This window comes from Vibrio sp. 10N.286.52.C3, assembly GCF_041468865.1.
Taxonomy (GTDB): Bacteria; Pseudomonadota; Gammaproteobacteria; order Enterobacterales; family Vibrionaceae; genus Vibrio; species Vibrio crassostreae_C.
On record NZ_JBFRJM010000028.1, the window covers coordinates 302,447 to 325,974 of the forward strand.

Sequence of the window (23,528 nt, forward strand, 5' to 3'; positions counted from 1 at the left end):
TCCAATTGACGTCTTATTAGTGATGGCCTTCAGAAAAATCTGATGAGTGCTTCTGTAGATACTTAAGAACCAGTGCTTCTGTATCTGTATCGAAGTTAACGAATGCAATCATACCATCTAGCATGCCTACCCAACCGTTAGCGCTGAAGTGAGCTTCATCTGGCTGTGAGTGACACGTTGAACAGTTAGATTGGTACGCTTGACCCGCTGCGTTCCAGATTGGATCGAAGTTATCAACCATAGACTCTTTCTTCATCCAAAGTGCTAGGTTAACTTCTTCCCATGGAAGGCCAGTAAGCTCATCTTCTTTCTTCTCACCAACAGTGATAACGTCACTTTGAGATACTTCTTTCGTCAAGATTGCAGTTGAGATGTTCATACCGAAGTCTTCTTGGATTACACGTCCGAAGCCTTTCGCTTTACGCCAACCGTCGATTTGAATCTTGATCATATCGCCTTTTTCGTCGATAACCGCAACTTTACTTGCAGGGCTTAATAGACCCGCTTCAACTTCAGCTGTTTCATCTGTGTACATTGGTAGGTGACGAATAGAGATCACGTCTGAACCATTTGCGTAAGATGTGCTGCTTGCTACGTTTTCTAGCTCGCCAACAATACCGCTCGCTGATGCCATATCTAATGGAAGGTTGTGAGCAATACCTTTGTGACAGTCAACACAGCTTTGATCACGCTCTGCCGCGTTCTTCATCTGGATACGCGCTGTTGGGCGCATGTTTTCGAAATCCATTGAATCGTAGTTGTGGCAGTTTTTACACTCTAGAGATTTGTTCGAAGAGAAGCGATCCCATTCGTGTTTAGCCAGTTCGATACGACGAGCTTCGAATTTCTCAGGCGTATCTAGGTCACCAAATACTTGAGCGAATACTTCTTTAGAAGCTTGCATCTTACGAGCGATTTTTGCTGTCCATTCATGTGGAACGTGACAGTCAGGACAAGTAGCACGTACACCAGAAGTGTTTTTCCAGTGAACCGTTTCTTGTAGTTCTACGTATACGTTGTCACGCATGGTGTGACAGCTTACACAGAATTCTTCTGTATTTGTGTGCTCTAGAGCTGTGTTAAAACCGCCCCAGAAAATAACACCGGCGATAAAGCCACCCATAGTTAGTACACCAAGACTGATGTGTACTGCTGGGCGAGTCATTGTGCGCCATAATTTAACTAAAAATGATTTCATGTTTAGCTCTCTTAAATATTGATTTTAAAAAATGTTGTTACTTAGAGGGCATTACATGCCGCCGTGAGCACCTGGAGGTCCGAATACAAACACTTGCAGTGCCCAAACTAGGAAGCCGTAACCGCCTACAAAAGCCACACTTAATATTGGGAAGAGAACCACCGCGATGAAGAGGAAAGACTTCCACTCCAGCGAATGTTTTTCGCTAGTTTCAATTTTATTAACATCACTCATACATTTTGCCTATTTTGTATTTAGTAATTTCGAGTAACCCATTCTATGGGGCTAAAGTTCTTACGTATCTAACGACAAATTTTAGACCATACTCAAAGTAGGGTTCAATCAAATCTCCCGTTATAACCCTTGCTAATCAATACTTTTTTGAGCTCATCCAAAGTTGTTTTTAGTTAAACAAAGTTATTAAAAAGTATTAACAAATGTGAAGAATTAAGTATATTTCACAAATGTTAATTTCTAACATTTACGCAACCGCGTTGTAACTAATTTTAACGTTTTACCTACTAAGTAGTAGCCAAAAATGCCTCAAAAAACCAATATTCTGTGGTTTGATTGTTAAATTATTGAGTATTTTTTAAAGCAACGGCTGAGAAGCTGAAATGCATCATTTGGCACTTTCAGATATGATGGGGACCTACTTAAAAGGAAACATTATGCAAGACGTTATTGATATATCTTGGTGGCAGTTATTGTTCTTCAGCTCACTTCTCTTGCTACCCATTACCATCAACCACAAGTTAAAACTCGGCCTTGGCAAAGAGGCTTCTATCAGCATCATTCGTATGGTTATTCAGCTATTTCTGGTGGGACTTTACCTAGAATACTTGTTCACTTTGAATAGTTTGTGGGTCAATTTGCTGTGGTTATTTACTATGATTATCGTCGGTGCAAGCTCGATTGTTGAAAAATCTAGACTGCCAAGAAACCTACTTTTGGCTCCTGTCGCCGTTAGCCTTGCGGTAACTTGTGTACCTATTGTCTTGTTCATCTGCTTTTTCATCATTAAGCCGACACCGGTTTTTAACGCGCAGTACCTTATCCCAATCGCAGGGATGTTATTGGGTAATAGCTTAAGCAGTAATATCGTGGCATTGCAGAACCTGTTTGGTGCCTTTGAAACACAGAAATCAGAATATGAAGCAGCAATCGCGTTAGGCGCGTCTCCTACTTATGCTGCTGCGCCTTTTGTACGTAATGCAATACAGAAAGCGATGTCCCCTATCATGGCCTCTATGGCAACCACAGGCTTAGTAACGCTGCCGGGAATGATGACTGGACAGATCTTAGGTGGTGCTTCACCGATGATCGCGATTAAGTATCAACTGATGATCATGCTGGCGATTTTCGTGATGATGAGCTGCTCTCTAGCCCTTGTACTTCACCTCTCATTGAAGACATCTCTGACCAAAGAAGGGCGAGTTCTCGCTCAAATACAGCCTTCGAAATAACCTCCCTACTCCACTTAGATCTGGTTACTCACTGAATTTGAGACAGGTTATCCACAGAAACTGTGGATAACCAAATCAATATAGATCCTTTTTTGTCCATTTCGACCCAAGGAAAGATCATCGCCTTCGATCTTTGGGTGATTTCAAAGACATATACACACATGGTAATCAGCGCTGTTGAATTTTCAGATGATCATTAGAGAGATGAAGAAGTAGGTTTTCCACAAATAAAAAACGGCCTGCAATGCAGGCCGTCTTGTAAATGTCATAAGTCAGTTCAGTGTTTCCACAGAGCGTTAACTCATCTCGTCAACTGAGTTAGTCACGCCATCTTTGTCGATAGCGCCACCTTTATTAGTCACGTAGGTAGATCAACCAGTACCACATACCAACAAAGATACCGCCGCCAATGATGTTACCGATGGTAACGGGCAGCAAGTTGTTCATCAAAAAGTCCGCCATGTTCAGATCAACATAGTCCGCAGGATTAGCGCCCGTCATTGTCCAAAATTCAGCTGGAGCAAATGTTTTGATGCCGATAGCTAAAGGCACTTGGAACATATTTGCAATACAGTGCTCAAAACCAGCCGATACGAACATCGCTACAGGTAAAATCATTACCGCAATTTTGTCAGTCAGAGTACGTCCACTAAACGTCATCCATACCGCGATACAAACTAATACATTACACATGATGCCGAGCGCGATAGCTTGGATAAAATCATGGTGCATCTTATGTTGAGAGATCGCCATTGCATTCAAACCCACTTGGCCGTGGTCGAACATGTACTGTTTGGTCAGTAACATACAAGCCACCAGCAGCAATGCGCCAATCAAGTTACCTACATAAACCGTAGCCCAGTTCTTAACGAGCGTGCGCCAAGTAATCTTGCCACTTGCACGAGCAACCAGAGTCAGCACCGAACTGGTAAATAGCTCACCACCGGTAACAACAACGAGAATTAAGCCCAAGCTAAATGCAAGACCACCTAATAAGCGAGTAATACCCCACGGCAAATCACCAGCACCAGTCGTTACGATGGTGTAAAACACAAACGCAATACCGATATGTATGCCAGCGGAAATCGCTAGGAGAAAAGATTTGATTGGATCTTTGGTTGCTTTACCTACGCCAATATCTGCAGCGCGCTCAGCCATTTGTGGCGGTAATAATGAGTCAAATTGGTTTAGATTCATGATGATTTACATTTTGAAACATGTCGTCGGGAGCGCGATAATCCTCTCTTTCATTTCTGAATTCAAGAGCTATTTTAGGCACAAAATAGCTCTCACAGCCTTGTTGAAAGCAAATAGTCCGAGTTATTCCAAATTCATACGACTTTAGTAGTAAAAAGAAAACTCTGCTGAATGATTAGTTATAAGCATAGAAAACAACACATCTATAAATATCAACAAGTTACGTTAAAAATCAAAGAATAACGTACACTAAAATGGCTCACAGAGCGCTTTTATTTCTAGATTTTGACATAGATCAACAGAACGTAAAAAAGCGCCCTAAGGCGCTTTTAACTCAATCACAAATAAAGAAATTAGTGATGCTAAACCGAAGGTTCAATCACTTCTTCTGATGATTGTTCTAGGGTTGAATCCTCTAGAGTAGATTCAACAGCTGGGGACATCACATCAGAGTCACTTTCGTTGGCCACTTTGCCACCTAAGCTTTTCAAACTATCCACTAACTCTTCTAAGCTTTTAATGTGAGCATCACTCTTGGTAATCTGCTCACCGAGCAACTCACTGTGCTTGGTTGCTTCAGACAGTTGCTGCGCTTGCTTCTGGTTTTCAGACTCCAGCTTAGCTAATTGCTCAGTCAAAGTTTTAATCTCTGACTTTAATGACGCCGTCATGTCTGAGCCTTTCAGCGCTTTAACACTCGCTACAATTTTTTGAGACTGAAGACGCAATACAACATCACGGTGATCTTCATCATTAACCACTCGTGAAATGCTCAATAACTGGTTCTCTGCATTCAAAACCGACTGTTCGAACTGGTCGCCTTTTACGCTCGCCAGCACTTTGACTTCATGAGCAACACTGCGTACGTGGTTTAATTCGAACTCCGCAGCGTGAACTGCGTCTTCAATGATAGACTTTTCACGGGGACTGGCTTTCACTTGGCTTTCTGCCAAAGCAATTTGAGATGCCGCTTTAGCAAACGTCAGTGGAACAACGTCATCGAAATCTTCATCTTCCAAGAACTCTAATTCGTTCTTCAAAGGTTCGATGTATTTCTTATGCGCCACTTTAACTTCTAGTAAGCGAGCATTGTTAAGAAATTCCACCTGCGCTTCTTGAGCGTCTTCAAGCTCATCGACCAGCACATACTCGAACAACTCGCTGTATTCTGAATACAAACGTTTGTAGCTCGAGGTAAACATGGTATCTGCGCCAAGAAACTTCAGGTAATCCATTTGGACAATCGAATCCGCGAGTACTCGATCAGCCTTCTTCTTTAACACTAAGATCGAGTCATAGTTTGATTTGATCAAAGCGATTTTTTCATCGAAGGCTTCAGCGTAAGTTAGGCTCGAAAAAATGGAGTAACTCTTGGTTATCCGAGTTTCGTCTTTAAGTAAGTCCGCATAAATGCTTTCAGCATCATCCCATGCGTCTAATAGTTCATTGTAATTCTCTGGTGCATAGAGAGACAATTGAGCATGGTCTTCAAGCTTAATTTCCCATTCGGAGTAAACGCTTTGGACAGACTGAAATGAACGGACCTCTATTGTCGATTCATTATTGTTGTTTGTGGTTTGGTTCGCGTCTGTCTGCTCTGAGGGTGTACTTTGACAACCTGAAATAGCAAATAGCATACTGATCGTTAATGCTACTTTGTTCGCTCTCACTTATGCATATCCTTTTTATACAATATTCGCTCAATGCAAATTATTTCTAGTCACAATATATTACAACCACTTAGCAATAAACATCACTGATGATTTAAGTGGGTGCAAATCACCCAATATAACCAAAATAAACTCATCACTCGATGATTAATCAATCAATTTGGTATCACTTATCAATTCTCTTTATTTGCTATTGCCTGAGCCGAGAATGCGCACTAAGGTGAAGGTAGAGAACGTTATGAATATATAGGTCAATTATGAAGTACAACGCTGAACATATTGCTGATTTAAACCTCCTTCTTCAATTTGATGTAAGTAGTGCAGCTACTGGAATTAAAGTCCATCAAGAGGCAGCTCAAGAAACTCAAGACGCTGTTAAGCGCCTATTCGAAAAAAACCTTTGTACTCAGCCAGACGGCGGTTACCTAACAGATGAAGGTATCGAGATGGCAGAGCGCGCAGACAAGCTTCTTCGCGTACTAAACTAAAGCTCCATTGTTCTAGTAAAAACTCCACTTGCTTCGGCCGTGGAGTTTTTTCATTTTTGGGCAAAGCTTTGTTAGGCTTATTGTAAATTCGTCATTTGCAGTTGTGAGGAACACATGGCTTCTATATTTATTGTCGGTGCAGGATGGGTAGGTGCACCTTTATCTGAACATTTAGAAAAACATGGTAACCGAGTAGTGGTCACGAAAACGACCCAAGCGGGAGCAGATGTCATTGGTAGCGAACAAATTCCATGTGAAGTGTTTAGCTTTGATTCATCCGATCCACAACAGACTATCGGGCGACTCTATTCATTGTTACTCGAAAACAACACTGAAATTGTGATTGGCAGCTTCCCTCCTGGCTTTAGAAAAGGAGCAGGACAAGAGTATGCCGACTACTGGCAGCAACTCACCAATGCATGCCAAAAGGCCAACATTAAAAAGCTCATTATGGTTAGTTCAACTACGGTATACCCAACTAAGCCGGGTGTGCTGAACGAGCTGGATGCATCACTCCCTCTTTCGACCTCAGATAACGAGCACGCGTCTTTATTTTCCGATAACGCACGAATCATGCTGCAAGCTGAACAGTCAGTGATTGATTCCGGTATCGACTACACCATTCTTCGCTTTAGTGGCTTAATCGGCCCAAGCCGTCACCCATCACGCTTCGCAAGCAAGTTAAAACAAGTCAGCACTCAAGCTCCAGCCAACATGCTGCACCTTGATGATGCAATTGGTGCTGTCGATTTCGCTATCAGTCAACTGCACAATGAAATAGTTAACGTGACCACACCAAATACAGTCAGTAAGGCGGAGTTTTATGCCGCGGCACTGAAAAGCGCCAACAGCAGTGAGCCTCTGCCCGCTGTTGTTGATACCCCAGACAAGTTAATCTCTTCGAAGAAGATTCTCGACTTAGGTTATTCATTTAAATTCGAATCCACACTGGACACACTTCATGACTGAACAATCTATTGCTAACAAAAATCCCAACATAAAACTGCATCGCTCAGTCGACACCCTTTGGAACTTTATGTCGATGGGTCACAAGGTTACGCCTTCCGACTGTATCTTTGTATTGTGTAGCAACGATACTCGCGTAGCTGAATATGCAGCCGAGCTTTATCACCAACAGATCGCGCCTTACATCGTTTTTTCTGGCGGTGTGGGACGCTTTACCGAAAGAAGCTTTGAACGCTCAGAAGCAGAAACATTCGCTTCTATCGCACGAGATTGTGGCGTGCCTGACTCTGACATTATCATAGAGAAACACGCAACAAATACTGGGGAAAATGTACGATTCACTCATGAGTTGCTGACAGAAAAAGGGTTATCGCCGAAGAGGCTAACCTTAGTTCAGAAGCCCTTCATGGAGAAACGTACCTACGCAACCTTCAGTAAACAATGGCCTGACGAAACTTCCGAGATTACCGTGACGTCGCGATGGCAAACTTGGGATGATTACTTTAACGAAGAGTTGCCGTTAGATATGGTGTTAGGCGCATTAATTGCTGATTACGAGCGAATCAAATCCTACCCAGAGAAAGGCTTTCAGATTGAGATGCCAATCCCCGACGACGTTGACCACGCCTATCAAGCATTGAAGAAGCTCGGTTTCGAATAAGCAAAAGTTAGACTTTGAACAAAGTAAAAGCTCGGCTTGGAAGAAAGCAAAACACAGGCCCAATAAACAAAAACGGTGACACTTGGTCACCGTTTTTCGTTCTTTCGCGTTAGCAAATAGAGCTGCTTATTTACCTAACGCTTCTTTGTAGTGCAGACGGCAAACAGAAACGTATTTGTCGTTACCGCCAATAGCCACTTGGTCGCCCTCAGCAATCGCCACACCGTGCTCGTCGGTACGAATTACCATGTTCGCTTTACGGCCACAGTGACAAATTGTTTTAAGCTCAACAAGTTTATCTGCCCAAGACAGTAAGTAACGGCTACCTTCAAACAGTTCACCCAGGAAATCGGTACGTAGGCCGTAACAAAGTACAGGGATGTGCAGCTTATCAACCACTTCTGTTAATTGGTACACCTGCTCCTTCGATAAAAATTGGCACTCATCGATCAAAACACAATGACGCTTTTCTTCCTCATTGAGCTTTTTGATCGCATCAAACATGTTGGTGTCATTTTTAAACAGCTGAGCTTCAGATTGCAGACCAATTCGTGAGCTCACTTTACCGATACCATAGCGATCGTCCAAAGCTGCCGTAAAGATCACTGGCGTCATGCCACGTTCTTGGTAGTTGAATGAAGATTGAAGAAGCGTTGTTGATTTACCCGCATTCATTGCCGAGTAATAAAAATACATCTGAGCCACAGAAATATTCCTGTTAATTAAAAGTTGAAGATAGAAAAGGTGAAAATAGAGAATTCGTGCTAGAAAAAAGGGCTGAAAATCAGCCCTTTTTATAAGATTTACTTACGACGCCAAGTCGTACCTTCTGGGCCATCTTCCAGAACAATACCCAACTCGTTTAGCTTATCACGTGCAAGGTCGGCATTTGCCCAATCCTTTGAAGCACGAGAGTCGTTACGCAGTTTGATCAACGCTTCGATTTCAGCCACTTCGTCGTCGTTACCTGCCGCATCACCTTGTAGGAAGGCTTCTGGCTCTTGGTGAAGAATACCGATGATGTCTGCTAGTTCACGCATCAATGCACCCAGTCCGCTTGCTTTTTCAATGCTTTCAGGCTTGATACGGTTGATTTCACGAGCCATTTCAAACAGTACTGAATAAGCTTCAGGTGTGTTGAAATCATCGTTCATCGCTGTAGAGAATCGAGTCACGTACTCTTCGCCACCGGCAGGAGCGGCTGTAAGGTCTAGGCCACGAAGTGACGTGTATAGACGCTCTAGTGATGCGCGAGCTTGGTTTAGGTTATCTTCGCTGTAGTTTAGCTGGCTACGGTAGTGACCAGACATTAGGAAGTAACGTACCGTTTCAGCATCGTAATGTGCTAGCACGTCACGGATAGTGAAGAAGTTACCTAGTGACTTAGACATCTTCTCTTTGTCTACCATCACCATACCACTGTGCATCCAAGTATTTACATACTGAGTGCCGTGCGCGCAGCAAGACTGTGCGATTTCGTTTTCGTGGTGAGGGAACTGCAGATCTGAACCACCACCGTGGATATCGAAGTGGTTACCAAGAATAGACGAGTTCATTGCTGAACATTCGATGTGCCAACCTGGACGACCCGGGCCCCATGGCGATTCCCATGTAGGTTCACCTGGCTTAGACATCTTCCAAAGAACGAAGTCTAGTGGGCTGCGTTTTGCAGATTCAACATCAACGCGAGCACCCGCTTGAAGCTGATCAAGGTCTTGCTTTGAAAGCTTACCGTATTCGTCGAATTTCTTTACTTCAAACATCACGTCGCCGTTGCTTGCAACGTATGCGAAACCACGTTCAATCAGCTTTTCAACAAGCTCGATGATTTCAGTGATGTATTCTGTCGCACGAGGCTCAACATCTGGACGCTTCATGTTCAATGCATCAAAGTCAGCGTGCATCTCACCGATTAAACGCTCAGTCAGAGAGTCACAAGACTCACCGTTTTCGTTAGCGCGTTTGATGATTTTGTCATCGATATCTGTGATGTTACGAACGAAATTCAAATCGTAACCAAGGTAACGAAGGTAACGAGTTACTACGTCGAAAGAAACGAACGTACGACCATGACCAATATGACAGAGATCGTATATGGTTACCCCACAGACATACATGCCGACTTTGCCAGCTGTAATTGGTTTGAATTCCTCTTTCTGTCTTGTGAGCGTGTTATATATCTTCAGCATGATCTCTATCTATTTTATGGATTAATCAAAATAAGCTCGCAGTATAACAAGTCATACCTTAATAGGTAATCCCTAAAAGCAGGAATTATACCAATCACGGTAAGTAGATGGTCATAAATAGCGCAGAAAAAATGCTTGAGAACAAGGAAGCTCTTTTCGACAAAAAGTTTCGATAAGTAGTTATTCTACATTCAAAATTTCTAACGACGTTATCAAGTGTTTTAACAAGCTAGGATGGCCAGTTATTTACTACGATTGGTATTACCTCAAACATCCGAGTTAAGTTAATGATTTGGTGATTTGAAAGTCTGCCAACATGCGCTAGAATTCGAACTTCATATTAAAAAGACAGTAAGGTAACAATCATGATCATCCTTCACACAAATTTTGGTGATATCAAAGTTCAACTTAACGAAGAAAAAGCACCAGAAACAAGCGCAAACTTTCTACAGTATTGCCGTGACGGTTTCTACGACAACACACTATTCCACCGTGTTATCGATGGTTTCATGATTCAAGGCGGCGGCATGACTTCTGGCCTTAAAGAAAAGGCAACTCGTGCAACGATCAAGAACGAAGCAAACAACGGTCTAGCGAACAAAGTTGGTACGCTAGCAATGGCTCGTACTATGGAACCGCATTCAGCGAGCTCTCAGTTCTTCATCAACGTTAACGACAACTCTTTCCTAAACTTCCGTAGCGAAAGCCTAGACGGTTGGGGCTACTGTGTATTCGCAGAAGTTGTTGAAGGCATGGACATCGTAAACAAGATTAAAGGTGTTAGCACTGGTTCTATGGGTATGCACCAAGATGTACCTCTAGAAGAAGTGATCATCACTGGTACTACAATCGAAGCTTAATTCATCGCTTTCGGTTAGTATTGATGAGCCGATAAAATCAGGATATAGGGAGCGAATCGCTCCCTTTTTTTAGACCTATGAAAACATATTTTATATCAGATCTGCACCTTTCTCCGTCACGAGAAGACATCACAGACTGCTTCTTAACCTTTATGAAGAAAGAAGCCGTAGAAGCGGATGCACTTTACGTATTAGGTGACCTTTTCGAATTCTGGATTGGTGACGATGATAAGAGTGAATTCGCGACTTCTATCCGCCAAGCGTTTATCGACTTAGTGAAAACAGGCGTGCCTTGTTACTTTACTCAAGGGAACCGCGACTTCTTAGTCGGCAAAAAATTTGCTAAGCAAACGGGCGTACAACTTCTCGACGAAGTTTCTACGATCGATATCTACGGGCAAAAAGCGGTAGTATTGCATGGAGATACCCTATGTACTGAAGATGTAAAGTACCTCGCCTTTCGCGAAAAAGTGCATCAGCCATGGTTACAATGGGTCTTCAACCGAATTCCATTTTTCATCAAGAAGAAAATTGTTTCAAAGGTTCAATCAGATATCAAAGATGACAAGCAGACCAAGTCTCTCGACATCATGGATGTGACACAGCAAGAAGTCGAAGATGTGATGGAACGAAACAATGTCGATCTGATGATCCACGGCCATACTCACCGCCCAGACATCCATACATTTAATGCTAACAATTGCACTAAAACCCGTATCGTACTTGGCGATTGGTATACGCAAGGCTCAGTGCTGGTGTTCACGCCGCAAAGTTTTGAACTACAGAATCGAGCGTTTAGCAATAGCTTTTAACATAACGCTTAAACTTTCACTTTGATTATTATTGTCGGTCAGACTTTCTTAGAAAGTGTATGGTAATTTCTAGTGAATTAGCTATTATCTCTCTACCAGAAATAAACCGAACACAGTACCAAGTTGAAATATTCATACGTAGCGCGTCAACCAATACTCGACACAGGCAAGAAAACCATAGGTTACGAGTTGCTATTCAGGGATGGTCCTAAGAACACTTTCCCTGAAGTAGAGCCGGAGCTCGCTACTAGCCGTTTGCTTTCCGATCACTTCTTATCGACCCACTATAATACGTTGGGTGATAAGCTTGGGTTCGTGAACTTCCCATATGCAAGCCTAATCAACTTAGTCCCTACTCTGTTCCCCAAAGAAAGCCTCGTTGTTGAGGTTCTTGAAGACTGCGAACCAACAGACGAATTACTTGAAGCAATCAAAACCATCTTTGACGCGGGTTATACCATTGCGCTAGACGACTTTGTGCCAAGTAAAGCTTGGAAGCGCTTCTTACCCTACGTTTCAATTATCAAGTTCGATATCCGTTTGACGCCAATTGCCAAAGCAGCGATGTTTATGAACTCTCTCAAAGGGCTAGATATCAAGTTCCTTGCTGAGAAAGTAGAAACGTACGAAGAATACCAAGAAGCGAAAAAAGCAGGCTTCACCTACTTTCAAGGTTATTTCTTTAGCAAGCCAGAGATGATCCAAACGCGTGCGCTCAACCCGGCATTCCTGACGACCGTTCAGCTGTTAAAAGAGATTGCGCACGACCCTATCGACTTTGGTGAAGTAGAGCGTTTGATTACGCTCGATGTGACCATGTCGTATAAGCTACTTACCTACGTAAACTCCGCTGGCGGTTCACCAACAACGATTCGTTCATTCCGCCAAGCGCTTATTTACCTTGGTGAACAAAAGCTGCGTAAGTTCGTTTCACTTGTGGCGATCGCATCCGCGAAAGAAGATAAGCCGGACTCACTTTATGGCTTAGCGGTAATACGCGCACGTCAGTGTGAACTCTTGGTTGAGAAGATGAATGTTAAGGTTGAGCCTGGACAAGCCTTTTTGACCGGTATGTTCTCGCTACTGGACTCACTCTTTGACCAACCATTGAAACAAGTACTCGATTCAGTGCCGATCGACATCGAGATCAAACAAGCCTTGATTCAACGTAAAGGTGTGTTAGGTGCTGTATTGGCGATGGTGGTTGCGTATGAGCAAGCTCGTTGGGAAGAAGCGACTCGTATTCGCCAGCTTCTCAAACTGAGTGAAGCTCAACTTGGTCAAGCTTATGACGAAGCGACGACTTGGGCTCAAGAGCTATTGTCTCCAGCCTTGAAATAGTAAACTTCGCGCTAACACTTTGATAATTTCAATAACTTCAACAGAAACTAAACTTTGGTGAGCGATCGTTTCTTGGTAAACTCCCACGCATTCACTTATGGCCTCTTAATAGAGGCCATTTTTACAGGATCTGACTATGTCTTTATGCCCATGCGGTAGCAAAAATACTTACCAACAGTGCTGTGAATCAGCGCACCTTCACCACAGTGCTGTTGAAACGCCTGAACAGTTGATGCGCTCTCGTTATTCAGCGCACGTGTTGGGTTTAGTTGACTATGTTGTTGCGACTTACCACCCTAGCTGCAACGCAGAAGCGCAAAGAGAAGGTATTGCCGAATCTATCAACAGTGATTGGGCAGGACTAGAAGTCATCGATACTGCGGTAGGCTCGCACCAAGACGAAGGCTTTGTTGAGTTTAAAGCTTACTTCAATGAAGAAGGCGCACAATACTGCATGCAAGAACGCTCTCGCTTTATACGTGAAGACGGTCTTTGGTACTACATTGATGGTACCTTCCCAGAGCAGGAACAAACTACACAACCAGAAATTGACCCACGCTTAAATCAAACCGTTGAGAGCTTTAAAATCGGCCGTAATGATCCGTGTATTTGTGGCAGTGGTAAGAAATACAAGAAGTGCTGCGGGTAACTCGTTCGACTAAGAAGTCAGATTAAGAGAAGAGATTCCTGATGTCGCTTAGGCTCCTCGGAATGACGCGAAGTCAGAGGTTAGAAAAGTGACGTAGGGCTTAGAAATCTTGAAATCTTGAAATCTTGAAATCTTGAAAATTAAAAAACTAAAAAGCCCCGTAAACATGTTTGTTTGCGGGGCTTTTGTCTTTCTTTTACGCGGTTCTATTAATCTAAAGAGAGCTTACTTATGACGCTCTTTCAGCTTGTTTACCACATCATCCATCGATAAGCCTTGGTCTTGAAGAAGAACCATTAGGTGGTAAATCAAATCTGCTGATTCACACACTAACTCCGCCTTATCGCCCGACGTCGCCGCAAGCGCGACTTCAACGCCTTCTTCGCCCACTTTTTGCGAAATACGCTTGGTGCCACGGGCATATAGACTGGCAGTATAAGAAGATTCAGGATCGGCGTCCTTGCGGGCAGCCAATAGCTGCTCAAGCTGATGAAGCCACACCATCTGAGACTCTTCTTGCTTGTCTCCATCCCAACACGTTGTTGTACCTGTGTGGCACGTTGGACCAATGGGATTAACTTTAACCAGTAAGGTGTCGCTGTCACAGTCCAAGGCGATGTTTTGCAGTTGCAATACATTGCCCGACGTTTCACCTTTCGTCCAAAGACGCTCTTTTGTGCGAGAGAAAAACGTCACATTGCCAGTTTCACCCGTTTTCTCAAGTGCGGCTGGGTTCATGTATCCCATCATTAGCACTTGGCTTGACTGGTAATCTTGAACAATCGCTGGCACTAAGCCATCTACTTTTTCCCAGTTAATACGCTCTGACAATGCGCCTACTTCTGTTTTTGATAAGCTTACGGGTTCAAAACTCATAGTCGCACCTCTACATCTTGTTGTTTTAAATACTGTTTAAGTTCACCAATATTGATGACTTGTTTGTGGAATACCGAAGCCGCAAGTGCTCCATCCACGTTGGTCTTTTTATAAGCTTCAGCAAAGTGCTCCATTGCACCAGCGCCACCAGAGGCAATCAATGGCACATTACACACTTCACGCACCATGTTTAACTGATCGATATCATAGCCGTTACGAACGCCATCTTGGTTCATCATGTTTAACACAATCTCACCTGCGCCACGCTTCTGTACTTCCTGCACCCAATCTTTGGTTTCCCATTTGGTTGCTTTAGTACGCGCTTCATCGCCTGTAAATTGGTAAACCTGATATTTACCGGTTTCTTTGTCGAAGTATGAATCGATACCGACAACGATACACTGAACGCCAAACTTATCAGCAAGGTCAGTAATCAGCTGTGGATTAGCCAATGCCGGTGAGTTGATTGACACTTTATCCGCACCAAACTCAAGAATGCGCGCTGCATCTTCTGCTGATTTAATACCACCAGCGACACAGAAAGGGATATCGATCACTTCAGCTACGCGTTTCACCCAGCTTTTATCGACCACACGGCCATCACTTGATGCGGTGATGTCATAAAATACCAATTCATCGGCGCCCTCTTCTGCATAGCGTTGTGCTAGCGGAACGATGTCACCAATAATTTCGTGGTTACGGAACTGAACGCCCTTAACCACTTGTCCGTCACGGACATCCAAACAAGGGATTATTCGCTTTGCCAACATGCAAATGCCTCCTCTGCGGTAAACTTGCCATCAAGTAGTGCACGACCCACAATCACACCCGCAACACCGCTGCCTTTTAGCGCTTCGATATCAGCTAGGCTGCCAATGCCGCCCGATGATTGGAATTGCACTTGTGGGTACTGCTTACAAAGATCAACATAGAGCTCTACGTTTGATCCTTCTAGCGTGCCATCGCGTGAAATATCGGTACACAGCACGTGTTTAAGACCAACTGTGAGGTAGTCTTCAATCAGCGCTTCAATGGTCACACCTGAATCTTCTTGCCAACCTGAAATCGCCACTTTACGTATGCCGCTTTCGTCAATATTGATGTCCAGAGCCAGCACGATTTTTTCCGCGCCGTACTTCTCCATCCAACCTTTCACCAACTCAGGTTGCTTAACGGCTGTAGAACCAACCACAACGCGCTGTGCGCCAGCTTCTAGCAGATCAACGACATCTTGTTCGTTACGCACGCCACCACCAATCTGGATGTTCGCAGGCGTGCTAGCAAGGAGCTTAGCAATCAAGTCTAACTGACGAGCCGTTGTGTCTTTTGCGCCCGTTAAGTCAACAAGGTGCAGCCAGCCAGCGCCAGCTTGGTGGTACAGATTAAACTGCTCTGCTGGGTCTACTTTGTATTCTGTTACTTGCCCGTAGTCTCCTTGGAATAAGCGAACTACTTGGCCTTCAATTAAATCTAACGCGGGAATAATCATTTACATTCCTTATATGGCAACGTTAGCCGCTGCCTAATCCTTATTACAATTCCAAGAAGTTCTGAATCAGCTTAGAGCCAGCTTTCGAAGATCGCTCTGGGTGGAACTGAACACCATAATAATTGCCACTTTGAACCGCCGCAGTGAACGGATTACCGTAATCACATTGTGCGATTGTGTAGTCGCCCACTGGCATTGCGAAGCTATGAACAAAGTAGAAGTATTCGCCTTCTTCAATGTCTTTAAATAGAGGATGATTAGGTGTTGCCGTTACGGTGTTCCAACCCATGTGTGGTAATGGCAAGTCGCCCGTTTCAAGTAAACGAACTTCACCATCACACAAACCTAGGCATTCAACTAACTCATCAGCCTTTTGACCTTTCTCTTGAGACAGTTTGCCTAACAGCTGCATACCTAGACAGATACCCAGCAGAGGCTTCTCAACTTGCTTGACAAGGGTAACAAGGTCACGCTCTTGCAGGTTCTTCATTGCCTCACTTGCTGTACCTACACCGGGTAGGAATAGCTTGTCGGCAGCAAGAACCACTTCTGGTTCTTTTGAAATTTCAACTGCGTAGCCCAAACGTTCAATCGCAAACTTCACCGATGAAACGTTGGCACAACCAGTATCAATAATAACGACTTTTTGCTCTTTCATACCGAACCCTTACAGAACGCCTTTGCTGCTTGGTAACTCGTTACCTTCAACTTTGATTGCTTGGCGAAGAGTACGGCCAAACGCTTTGAACAGGCTCTCAATGATGTGGTGATCATTATTGCCATCAGAAGAAAGGTGTAGCGTACAAGCCAATGTATCAGTTAGAGAACGGAAGAAGTGAACCACCATCTCGGTTGAAAGATCACCCACTTGCTCACGGCTGAACTTAGCATCGAACTTCAGGTATGGACGACCAGAAAGGTCTAACGCACACTGAGCCAAACACTCATCCATTGGTAGGCTGAAACCAAAACGGCCAATACCACGTTTGTCGCCTAGTGCATCTTTCAATGCTTGGCCTAAAGCCAGAGCGGTATCTTCGACTGTGTGGTGATCATCAATGTGCAGGTCGCCCTTCACAGTCAGGTTCATTTGGAAACCACCGTGTGTCGCGATTTGATCAAGCATGTGGTCGAAGAAACCCATGCCGGTATCGATCTTGTTGCCACCGGTTTCATCAAGGTTTACTGCAACCTTGATATCGGTTTCTTTAGTAGTACGAACTACTTCAGCAATACGCGCATTAACCGTCAGATCTTTAACGATTTGTGGCCAGTTAAGCGTGCCTTCAGTTTCCGCATCCGGGCTATATTGAATACCGCGGATTGCCATGTTCTCTGCCAGTTGAAGATCCGTCATTCGGTCGCCAATCACAACAGAGTGTTGGAAATCGACTTTACCGCCTTGTAGGTACTCTTTAACCATACCCAGTTTAGGCTTACGGCAAGAGCAGTTGTCTTCGTCAAAGTGAGGGCAAATAAGCACGTCGTCAAACTTAACGCCTTGAGATTCGAAGAACTCCATCATCATATTGTGTGGTGCATCGAAATCTTCTTGTGGGTAGCTATCGGTACCTAGACCATCTTGGTTAGTCACCATCACTAGACGGTAACCAGCGTCTTGCAGTGCAAGTAGGCTAGGAATTACTCGCGGTTCGAATTTTAGCTTGTCTAAACGATCTACTTGAAAGTCAACTGGCGGCTCTACAATTAAGGTGCCGTCACGGTCTATAAAAAGTATTTTCTGTTGTTTACTCACTTGAACTTCCTTTTAATTTTAAATCTGGTGGCCTAGCTAAAATCAAACGCTAACCCAAAATATTGGTTTCACTTGCCAGCCCAATTAATCAACTCAAACTGGCAAATGTTATTACTGGTAAGCCTTTCATTACTGATAAAAGTTACGAATGAATCCAAGTGTCTTTTCGCACTCTTCGCGGTTACCAATACTAATACGAACACAGTCTTCAATAGGTGAATTACGCAAAATAATGCCCGTATCCCAAGCCGCTTTAAATAACTCATCGCCGTTCGGGAATTTCACCAGTAAGTAGTTACCCCAGCCATCAAAAACCGTCACTTGAGGCATACCTAATAGACCCGCCTGCAAATACGCTCGGTTAGCACTTAAATCTAGAACTTGGAACTTAGCTCGCGCTAGTCCTTGCTCTGAAAGTGCTTGAACGGCAATGTCAGCAACAGGGATTGGCACAGGATAAGGAGCAATCACTTTCAACAGTACATCGATAAGCTCTTTGTTCGCTAGCGTAAAGCCACAACGTAAGCCCGCCAAAGCAAAGGCCTTCGACAAGGTGCGCAGAATCGCTAGGTTTGGATATTGCTCAAGCAAATCAACGGTTGACGCTTCTGGACAAAAATCGATATACGCTTCATCCATCACCACAATCGCTTTGTCTTGTGTCATTTCAAGCAACTTGATGATGTCTTTGCGATCAACCAAATTACCGGTTGGGTTATTTGGGCTACAAACAAACACCACTTTTACGTTGTCGAGCTGAGCTTCGATAGCTGGAAGATCCAATTGCCATTCAGAAGTCAGAGGCACAACCTTACGCTCAACACCAATCGTCTCTGCACTGATTGCGTACATACCGTAAGTGGGTGGGCAGTAAAGAATAGCGTCTTCGTTCGGCTCACAGAAAGCACGAATCAGTAATTCAATACCTTCGTCAGCACCACGCGTTGTCAGAGTTTGCTCTGATTTCACGCCTGCGTATTGAGCGTAAGCATCAATCAGCTCTTTTGGCTGACATTCGCTGTAACGGTTAAGACGAGACAAGTTCAGGTTGTACTCGTTATCAAACGGAGATTCGTTGGCGTTTAGCCATACATCACCAGTACCGCCTATGCGTCTTGCAGACAAGTAAGGTGTTAGAGCCTGAACTTGTTTTCTTGCTAACTTTTCCATGCCCTACCCTTATTTCGCTTTATTTAACTTTTCAACTCGGATAGTCACAGCGCGTTTGTGTGCATCCAAACCTTCGGCTTCCGCCATTGTTACTACTGTTGGCGCTAGGCCTTTCAACCCATCGGCTGTTAGCTCCTGCACCGTCATTCGCTTAGAGAAATCAGCCAAACCTAGGCTTGAATACGTCTTGGTATAACCGTAAGTCGGAAGAACGTGGTTTGTGCCGGATGCGTAGTCACCTGCAGATTCTGGAGACCAGTCACCAAGGAAAATTGAGCCTGCATTATCTAGCAATGGCAGCAATTCACGTGGGTTCTTGGTTTGAACGATCAAGTGCTCAGGACCGTAGAAATTCGAAATCGCAATCGCTTGAGTGATCGATTCAGCAATGATGATTAAGCTTGAAGCCAATGCTTGCTGAGCGATGTTCGCACGAGACAGTTCTTTCAGTTGCTTTTGAACCGCTTCTGTTACTTGGTCTGCAACCACTGGAGATGGAGTTACCAATACTACTTGAGAGTCAGGCCCGTGTTCCGCTTGGCTCAACAAATCCGCTGCAATGAAGTCTGCATCAGCCGTTTCATCAGCAATCACTAACACTTCAGATGGGCCAGCTGGCATATCAATAGCTGCTCCGCGGAAGTCATTACTCACTTGGCGCTTTGCTTCCGTAACGTAGGCATTACCTGGGCCGAAGATCTTATCGACTTTAGCCACACTCTCGGTACCGTAAGCCATTGCTGCAACCGCTTGACCACCACCAACGTTGTAAACTTCGTCGATCTTACAAAGCTTAGCGACATACAAGATTTCATCAGCGATTGGCGGAGGTGAACAAAGCACAACCTTACGACAACCTGCGATTTGAGCAGGAACACCTAACATAAGAACCGTTGACGGTAGTGGCGCACTGCCACCGGGAATATAAAGGCCAACAGTATTAATCGCGCGCGTCACTTGCTCACACACAACACCAGGCTGTGTCTCAACCTTAATTGGCTGCGGCTTTTGAGCTTCGTGAAACTTAGCAATGTTGCTATAAGCTTGCTCTAACGCTTGCTTCATCTCTGGTGTTAGACGAGCACACGCCTCTTCAATCTCACCCGAACTGACTCGGATAGATTCTGGAGTTACACCATCAAACTTTGCAGTCAGCTTTTTAAGCGCGGCATCGCCTTCATTTCGTACTTTTGCAATAACATCAGAAACAGTCGCTGTGATGTTTGCACCTTCAGTAATAGCTGGACGCTCTAATACCGAGTCTTGCTGTGATTCACTTAAAGATTGCCAAACAACGGTTCTCATCGTCACTACCCCATCATTTTTTCGATTGGTAATACTAGAATCGAGCTTGCACCCAACTCTTTCAGCTGTTCCATTGTTTCCCAGAACAAGTTCTCTGTACTTACTAGGTGCACGGCAACTTTGTCTTTGTCTGTAGATAGAGGAAGAACCGTTGGATCTTCAGCACCAGGCAGTAGTGCTTTGATTTGCTCTAGTTGAGAGGTTGGCGCGTGAAGCATGATGTACTTCGACTCTTTTGCTTGTTGAACACCCTGCATACGAGTCAGTAGTTTTTCAATCAGTGCGGTCTTGTCTGCGTCGAAGTCGCCAACACGTTGAATCAGTGTTGCTTTCGATTGGAAGATAGCTTCTGCTTCTTTTAGGCCGTTCGCTTCAAGCGTTGCACCTGTAGAAACTAAATCAGCGATAGCGTCTGCAAGGCCAGCGCGAGGCGCGACTTCAACCGAACCTGTTAGCATACAAGTGCTGAACTCAACACCCTGCTCGTCCATGTAGGCTTTAAGTAGTTGTGGGTAGGTTGTCGCAATACGTTTGCCCGCTAAGTCTTGTGGGCCGTTGTATTCTTCGTCTTTATTAATAGCGATTGAAAGGCGGCAACCACCGAAGTCTAAACGACGTAGTGTGCGGAACTCTGAAGGCTCTTTAAGAGCAACACGATCTAGACGAACTTCTTCTAGTTCATTTTCACCGATGAAACCAAGGTCAACTACACCATCCATGATAAGACCTGGGATGTCGTCATCACGAACGAGTAACAAGTCGATTGGCATATTTAGTGAGTGAACCACTAGGCGCTCACCCATGATATTAAATTTAACACCACATTTTTTAAGTAGGTCTTGGCACTCTTTACTTAAGCGACCTTTCTTTTGAATTGCGATTCTTAGGCGTTGTGTCTGCATTGCTGTATCCCTGTGCAAATATTTGAATTTATTGATTATTTAAAAGCGCTAAAACTAAAAAACCCTCGGGGACTTTGTCATCCCGAGGGTTTAAATCTAAATTCTTTTGACTTAACCTCCGGGAGTAATCTTGCTCCCGGGTATACGTAAATCCCCCCGAAAGACTAGATAGGGTGATGATGGTGATGAATGTTCATTACTAATTTACGCATACTTATCAGCTCTTAGGTTGTTTGCTGTCTTGTCTCCACACTAACTAAGCTGACATCCTTTTTCAACCATTTATTCGAACTTTTTTCACGAAACTTAAAATTAAATTAACAGGCACAAAAAAGGGAGGCAAACGCCTCCCTGATAGTTTACTGATTAACTTTCAATTTTAGCTTTTGCACGTCGCCATTTTGCAGCGAGAGAAGTAAGCCAATGCAAAACATACAGCAACAAACGTTAGAGACGCTGCGCCAAATGCGATGCCAATTGAAGATGTCATACCTAGAGTGATGAAACCAATGCACGATACAAACGCTACAGACAACGCGTATGGAAGCTGAGTCGAGACGTGGTCGATGTGGTTACAACGAGCACCAGTAGAAGACAGAATCGTCGTATCTGAGATTGGAGAACAGTGGTCACCAAATACTGCACCCGCTAGAACCGCACTTAGCATTGGAAGAATCAGTGCGATATCCGATGCTGCAGCCATATCACCCGCGATTGGTAGCATGATACCGAACGTACCCCAAGATGTACCTGTAGAGAACGCCATAACGCCCGCTAGAAGGAACAACATAACCGGTAACCAGTGGTAATCAATGCTGCCTGTTACTAGAGACGATAGGTAAGAACCCGTTTTCATGTCGCCGATAACAGAACCGATAGTCCATGCAAACACAAGAATCAGAATCGCGCCAAACATAGAGCTAGCACCGATCCACATTGTTCTTGCGATATCAGTCATAGATAGCTTTTGCTTGAATACTGTCGCTAGTGCTACTAGTAAGCCAATAACACCACCGTAAACAAGAGACTTACCTACATCCGTGTTTTCGAATGCGCCTAGAAGGTTGAATGCTTGGCCATCAGCAGCCAGCGCTTGGCCGCCTGTGTAAAGCATTGCAGCCACTGTCGCTACAATTAGCGATACGATTGGCATAACAAGATCAGAAACTGAACCGTTTTCGCTCTCTTCGATATCTAACTCTTCGTTTAGATCGTGAGCTTGCTTTTGATCGTTGTCACCTTCAAAGCCACGGCCTTGAGATGCTTCGATCTCATGCTCACGCATCTTACCAACGTCTAGACCGAACCATGCTACTGCGAACACCATTAGTAGTGCGAATACAGCGTAGAAGTTCATTGGGATAAGACGAACGTAAGCACCCAGTGCAGAATACTCTGTCACACCGTGTGTCACTAAGATGCCACCAATGATCGTGATGATGTAAGCACCCCAGCTAGAAGCAGGCATGATCACACACATAGGAGCAGCAGTTGAATCTAGGATATAAGCAAGCTTAGCGCGAGATACATAGAAGCGGTCTGTTACAGGACGAGAGATAGCACCAACCGCTAGGCTGTTAAAGTAGTCATCAACAAAGATGAATACACCTAAGAAAGCAGCAAGTAGTTTTGAACCACGTTTACTCTTAACGCGAGACTGTGCCCACTCCGCGAATGCGCGAGTACCGCCAGACAGTGTTAATAATGCCGTTGTCATTCCAAGAATAATTAGGAATGCAATGATGCTCATGTTCCAAGTGTTGATGCCACCATCTTCGATGAAAACACCAGATGCTTTAGTAAACACGTAGCTAGCTGCGTTACCTACTGAGTAATCAGCAAGTAGAATCGCACCCATGATGATACCGACACCCAAAGAAACCAATACACGGCGGGTAACAATAGCAAGGCTCAAAGCCACAAGGGGCGGAAGCAAAGATAAAGGTGATGTTGCAAAATCTATTAAATTCATGATCTTCAAAAACCAGTTTTTTATTTGGCTAGAGATCTACTGCAGACAAACTTGATACGGCTGACCAAGCTCATGTTGAACTAAGCGAAAGGGAAGTGAACACTTCACCCAACCCTACAGTAGCGCTCCATAGTTTAAAATTAAGACTATGGCAGTGTTGTACCTATTGAGCACAACCCCAGCAAATTGCTTAGATATACAATTTACTTCGGCAATTACACCTTTCATTCCCGTTCATTGGCATCACCCCAACGGAAGTTACTTTTTATAATTGCACCTCTACGTGCGATAACATTATTAACCGTGCAAACCAGAGTTTAACAACAAATTAACCAACACCTCGCATCAGGTAGCCGCAATTGTACTCATCAAGAGCAACAATGCAACATATCATTCCGAGAAAAATAGCTTTTTGTTAATGAACTAATCAATAGAAGAATAGTCTACATAAGTTGACTACTCCACCTGTCACATATCATTTTTTAAGATATTCTTAATAATTATTATAAATTCAATAGAAATACTGCTCTGAATTTTCAACTATTCATCTCACTTTTATAT

At 44.0% G+C, this 23,528-nt stretch carries 23 protein-coding genes, 1 riboswitch and 1 other annotated feature; of the genes, 8 read left to right on the forward strand and 15 right to left on the reverse strand.

The window, feature by feature from the left end; all coding sequences use genetic code 11:
* Window positions 1-16: 16 nt before the first annotated feature.
* On the reverse strand, window positions 17-1,198 hold the full coding sequence (gene torC / locus AB4138_RS12305; RefSeq protein ID WP_017060299.1) for a pentaheme c-type cytochrome TorC: 1,182 nt from the start codon (window positions 1,196-1,198) through the stop codon (window positions 17-19).
* 51 nt (window positions 1,199-1,249) lie between these two features.
* Window positions 1,250-1,432 carry a trimethylamine N-oxide reductase system protein TorE gene (gene torE, locus AB4138_RS12310; protein ID WP_017060298.1) on the reverse strand — a complete coding sequence of 61 codons (183 nt, stop codon included), beginning with the start codon at window positions 1,430-1,432 and terminating at the stop codon, window positions 1,250-1,252.
* 437 nt (window positions 1,433-1,869) lie between these two features.
* Here torE and AB4138_RS12315 point away from each other — a divergent pair, with 437 nt between their 5' ends.
* The gene (locus AB4138_RS12315) at window positions 1,870-2,664 is read left to right on the forward strand and encodes an ABC transporter permease (protein WP_017067668.1); all 795 of its coding nucleotides are present in this window, start codon (window positions 1,870-1,872) and stop codon (window positions 2,662-2,664) included.
* A gap of 354 nt (window positions 2,665-3,018) precedes the next feature.
* Here the strand turns inward: AB4138_RS12315 and focA are convergent, their stop codons facing one another.
* The gene (gene focA / locus AB4138_RS12320; RefSeq protein ID WP_017068071.1) at window positions 3,019-3,861 is read right to left on the reverse strand and encodes a formate transporter FocA; all 843 of its coding nucleotides are present in this window, start codon (window positions 3,859-3,861) and stop codon (window positions 3,019-3,021) included.
* 362 nt (window positions 3,862-4,223) lie between these two features.
* Window positions 4,224-5,531 carry an ATPase gene (locus tag AB4138_RS12325; RefSeq protein ID WP_372306214.1) on the reverse strand — a complete coding sequence of 436 codons (1,308 nt, stop codon included), beginning with the start codon at window positions 5,529-5,531 and terminating at the stop codon, window positions 4,224-4,226.
* Between the two features lie 257 nt (window positions 5,532-5,788).
* Here AB4138_RS12325 and AB4138_RS12330 point away from each other — a divergent pair, with 257 nt between their 5' ends.
* From AB4138_RS12330 to AB4138_RS12340, 3 genes are all read left to right on the forward strand, one after another.
* On the forward strand, window positions 5,789-6,019 hold the full coding sequence (locus AB4138_RS12330) for a TIGR02647 family protein (RefSeq protein ID WP_017060280.1): 231 nt from the start codon (window positions 5,789-5,791) through the stop codon (window positions 6,017-6,019).
* A 114-nt stretch (window positions 6,020-6,133) separates the two neighbouring features.
* Entirely contained in the window at window positions 6,134-6,988 is an 855-nt protein-coding gene (locus AB4138_RS12335; RefSeq protein ID WP_372306217.1) for an NAD(P)H-binding protein, read from the forward strand.
* Window positions 6,981-7,646 carry a YdcF family protein gene (locus tag AB4138_RS12340; RefSeq protein WP_032545711.1) on the forward strand — a complete coding sequence of 222 codons (666 nt, stop codon included), beginning with the start codon at window positions 6,981-6,983 and terminating at the stop codon, window positions 7,644-7,646. Before AB4138_RS12335 ends, AB4138_RS12340 begins: the two co-directional genes overlap by 8 nt.
* Window positions 7,647-7,772: 126 nt before the next feature.
* On the opposite strand, the gene AB4138_RS12345 is transcribed toward AB4138_RS12340, so the two are convergent.
* Window positions 7,773-8,351, reverse strand: a complete 579-nt coding sequence (locus AB4138_RS12345; protein ID WP_017060277.1) for a thymidine kinase — start codon at window positions 8,349-8,351, stop codon at window positions 7,773-7,775.
* Window positions 8,352-8,449: 98 nt separating this feature from the next.
* On the reverse strand, window positions 8,450-9,835 hold the full coding sequence (gene cysS / locus AB4138_RS12350; protein WP_017060276.1) for a cysteine--tRNA ligase: 1,386 nt from the start codon (window positions 9,833-9,835) through the stop codon (window positions 8,450-8,452).
* A 365-nt stretch (window positions 9,836-10,200) separates the two neighbouring features.
* Between cysS and AB4138_RS12355 the strand changes: the two genes are divergently transcribed.
* The 4 genes from AB4138_RS12355 (at window position 10,201) to AB4138_RS12370 (ending at window position 13,497) form a co-directional block, all read left to right on the forward strand.
* On the forward strand, window positions 10,201-10,695 hold the full coding sequence (locus AB4138_RS12355) for a peptidylprolyl isomerase (RefSeq protein ID WP_017060275.1): 495 nt from the start codon (window positions 10,201-10,203) through the stop codon (window positions 10,693-10,695).
* A 77-nt stretch (window positions 10,696-10,772) separates the two neighbouring features.
* Window positions 10,773-11,507 (forward strand): UDP-2,3-diacylglucosamine diphosphatase, encoded by a 735-nt coding sequence (gene lpxH, locus AB4138_RS12360; RefSeq protein ID WP_017060274.1) that lies wholly within the window; start codon window positions 10,773-10,775, stop codon window positions 11,505-11,507.
* Between the two features lie 123 nt (window positions 11,508-11,630).
* The gene (locus AB4138_RS12365; protein ID WP_029235542.1) at window positions 11,631-12,848 is read left to right on the forward strand and encodes an EAL and HDOD domain-containing protein; all 1,218 of its coding nucleotides are present in this window, start codon (window positions 11,631-11,633) and stop codon (window positions 12,846-12,848) included.
* 136 nt (window positions 12,849-12,984) lie between these two features.
* On the forward strand, window positions 12,985-13,497 hold the full coding sequence (locus AB4138_RS12370) for a YchJ family protein (protein ID WP_017060272.1): 513 nt from the start codon (window positions 12,985-12,987) through the stop codon (window positions 13,495-13,497).
* A 225-nt stretch (window positions 13,498-13,722) separates the two neighbouring features.
* Here the strand turns inward: AB4138_RS12370 and hisIE are convergent, their stop codons facing one another.
* From hisIE to AB4138_RS12415, 9 genes are all read right to left on the reverse strand, one after another.
* Window positions 13,723-14,373 (reverse strand): bifunctional phosphoribosyl-AMP cyclohydrolase/phosphoribosyl-ATP diphosphatase HisIE, encoded by a 651-nt coding sequence (gene hisIE, locus AB4138_RS12375; protein WP_017060271.1) that lies wholly within the window; start codon window positions 14,371-14,373, stop codon window positions 13,723-13,725.
* Entirely contained in the window at window positions 14,370-15,143 is a 774-nt protein-coding gene (gene hisF, locus AB4138_RS12380) for an imidazole glycerol phosphate synthase subunit HisF (RefSeq protein ID WP_017060270.1), read from the reverse strand. The genes hisIE and hisF overlap by 4 nt, the downstream gene beginning before the upstream one ends.
* Complete coding sequence (gene hisA / locus AB4138_RS12385; protein WP_017060269.1) at window positions 15,125-15,862, reverse strand: 1-(5-phosphoribosyl)-5-[(5-phosphoribosylamino)methylideneamino]imidazole-4-carboxamide isomerase; 738 nt, start codon at window positions 15,860-15,862, stop codon at window positions 15,125-15,127. Before hisA ends, hisF begins: the two co-directional genes overlap by 19 nt.
* Window positions 15,863-15,905: 43 nt before the next feature.
* Complete coding sequence (hisH, locus tag AB4138_RS12390) at window positions 15,906-16,520, reverse strand: imidazole glycerol phosphate synthase subunit HisH (protein ID WP_017060268.1); 615 nt, start codon at window positions 16,518-16,520, stop codon at window positions 15,906-15,908.
* Between the two features lie 9 nt (window positions 16,521-16,529).
* Entirely contained in the window at window positions 16,530-17,618 is a 1,089-nt protein-coding gene (gene hisB / locus AB4138_RS12395; RefSeq protein ID WP_017067390.1) for a bifunctional histidinol-phosphatase/imidazoleglycerol-phosphate dehydratase HisB, read from the reverse strand.
* 129 nt (window positions 17,619-17,747) lie between these two features.
* Window positions 17,748-18,788: a histidinol-phosphate transaminase gene (hisC, locus tag AB4138_RS12400; protein WP_017060266.1), complete on the reverse strand. Its 1,041-nt coding sequence runs from the start codon at window positions 18,786-18,788 to the stop codon at window positions 17,748-17,750.
* Between the two features lie 9 nt (window positions 18,789-18,797).
* Window positions 18,798-20,099, reverse strand: a complete 1,302-nt coding sequence (gene hisD, locus AB4138_RS12405; RefSeq protein ID WP_017065318.1) for a histidinol dehydrogenase — start codon at window positions 20,097-20,099, stop codon at window positions 18,798-18,800.
* Window positions 20,099-20,995: an ATP phosphoribosyltransferase gene (gene hisG, locus AB4138_RS12410; RefSeq protein ID WP_017060264.1), complete on the reverse strand. Its 897-nt coding sequence runs from the start codon at window positions 20,993-20,995 to the stop codon at window positions 20,099-20,101. Before hisG ends, hisD begins: the two co-directional genes overlap by 1 nt.
* Window positions 20,996-21,048: 53 nt before the next feature.
* Window positions 21,049-21,184: a sequence feature (His leader region), on the reverse strand.
* A gap of 190 nt (window positions 21,185-21,374) precedes the next feature.
* Entirely contained in the window at window positions 21,375-22,967 is a 1,593-nt protein-coding gene (locus AB4138_RS12415) for a Na+/H+ antiporter NhaC family protein (protein ID WP_017060263.1), read from the reverse strand.
* A gap of 112 nt (window positions 22,968-23,079) precedes the next feature.
* A riboswitch (Lysine riboswitch) is annotated at window positions 23,080-23,257 on the reverse strand.
* Window positions 23,258-23,528 lie beyond the last annotated feature (271 nt).

What these genes read in the sequence shown, in the direction of transcription:
- torC (WP_017060299.1), bottom strand. Translation starts at nt 1,198, where the DNA reads ATGAAATCATTTTTAGTTAAATTATGGCGCACAATGACTCGCCCAGCA.
- torE (WP_017060298.1), bottom strand. Translation starts at nt 1,432, where the DNA reads ATGAGTGATGTTAATAAAATTGAAACTAGCGAAAAACATTCGCTGGAG.
- AB4138_RS12315 (WP_017067668.1), top strand. Translation starts at nt 1,870, where the DNA reads ATGCAAGACGTTATTGATATATCTTGGTGGCAGTTATTGTTCTTCAGC.
- focA (WP_017068071.1), bottom strand. Translation starts at nt 3,861, where the DNA reads ATGAATCTAAACCAATTTGACTCATTATTACCGCCACAAATGGCTGAG.
- AB4138_RS12330 (WP_017060280.1), top strand. Translation starts at nt 5,789, where the DNA reads ATGAAGTACAACGCTGAACATATTGCTGATTTAAACCTCCTTCTTCAA.
- AB4138_RS12335 (WP_372306217.1), top strand. Translation starts at nt 6,134, where the DNA reads ATGGCTTCTATATTTATTGTCGGTGCAGGATGGGTAGGTGCACCTTTA.
- AB4138_RS12340 (WP_032545711.1), top strand. Translation starts at nt 6,981, where the DNA reads ATGACTGAACAATCTATTGCTAACAAAAATCCCAACATAAAACTGCAT.
- cysS (WP_017060276.1), bottom strand. Translation starts at nt 9,835, where the DNA reads ATGCTGAAGATATATAACACGCTCACAAGACAGAAAGAGGAATTCAAA.
- AB4138_RS12355 (WP_017060275.1), top strand. Translation starts at nt 10,201, where the DNA reads ATGATCATCCTTCACACAAATTTTGGTGATATCAAAGTTCAACTTAAC.
- lpxH (WP_017060274.1), top strand. Translation starts at nt 10,773, where the DNA reads ATGAAAACATATTTTATATCAGATCTGCACCTTTCTCCGTCACGAGAA.
- AB4138_RS12370 (WP_017060272.1), top strand. Translation starts at nt 12,985, where the DNA reads ATGTCTTTATGCCCATGCGGTAGCAAAAATACTTACCAACAGTGCTGT.
- hisIE (WP_017060271.1), bottom strand. Translation starts at nt 14,373, where the DNA reads ATGAGTTTTGAACCCGTAAGCTTATCAAAAACAGAAGTAGGCGCATTG.
- hisF (WP_017060270.1), bottom strand. Translation starts at nt 15,143, where the DNA reads ATGTTGGCAAAGCGAATAATCCCTTGTTTGGATGTCCGTGACGGACAA.
- hisA (WP_017060269.1), bottom strand. Translation starts at nt 15,862, where the DNA reads ATGATTATTCCCGCGTTAGATTTAATTGAAGGCCAAGTAGTTCGCTTA.
- hisH (WP_017060268.1), bottom strand. Translation starts at nt 16,520, where the DNA reads ATGAAAGAGCAAAAAGTCGTTATTATTGATACTGGTTGTGCCAACGTT.
- hisC (WP_017060266.1), bottom strand. Translation starts at nt 18,788, where the DNA reads ATGGAAAAGTTAGCAAGAAAACAAGTTCAGGCTCTAACACCTTACTTG.
- hisG (WP_017060264.1), bottom strand. Translation starts at nt 20,995, where the DNA reads ATGCAGACACAACGCCTAAGAATCGCAATTCAAAAGAAAGGTCGCTTA.
- AB4138_RS12415 (WP_017060263.1), bottom strand. Translation starts at nt 22,967, where the DNA reads ATGAATTTAATAGATTTTGCAACATCACCTTTATCTTTGCTTCCGCCC.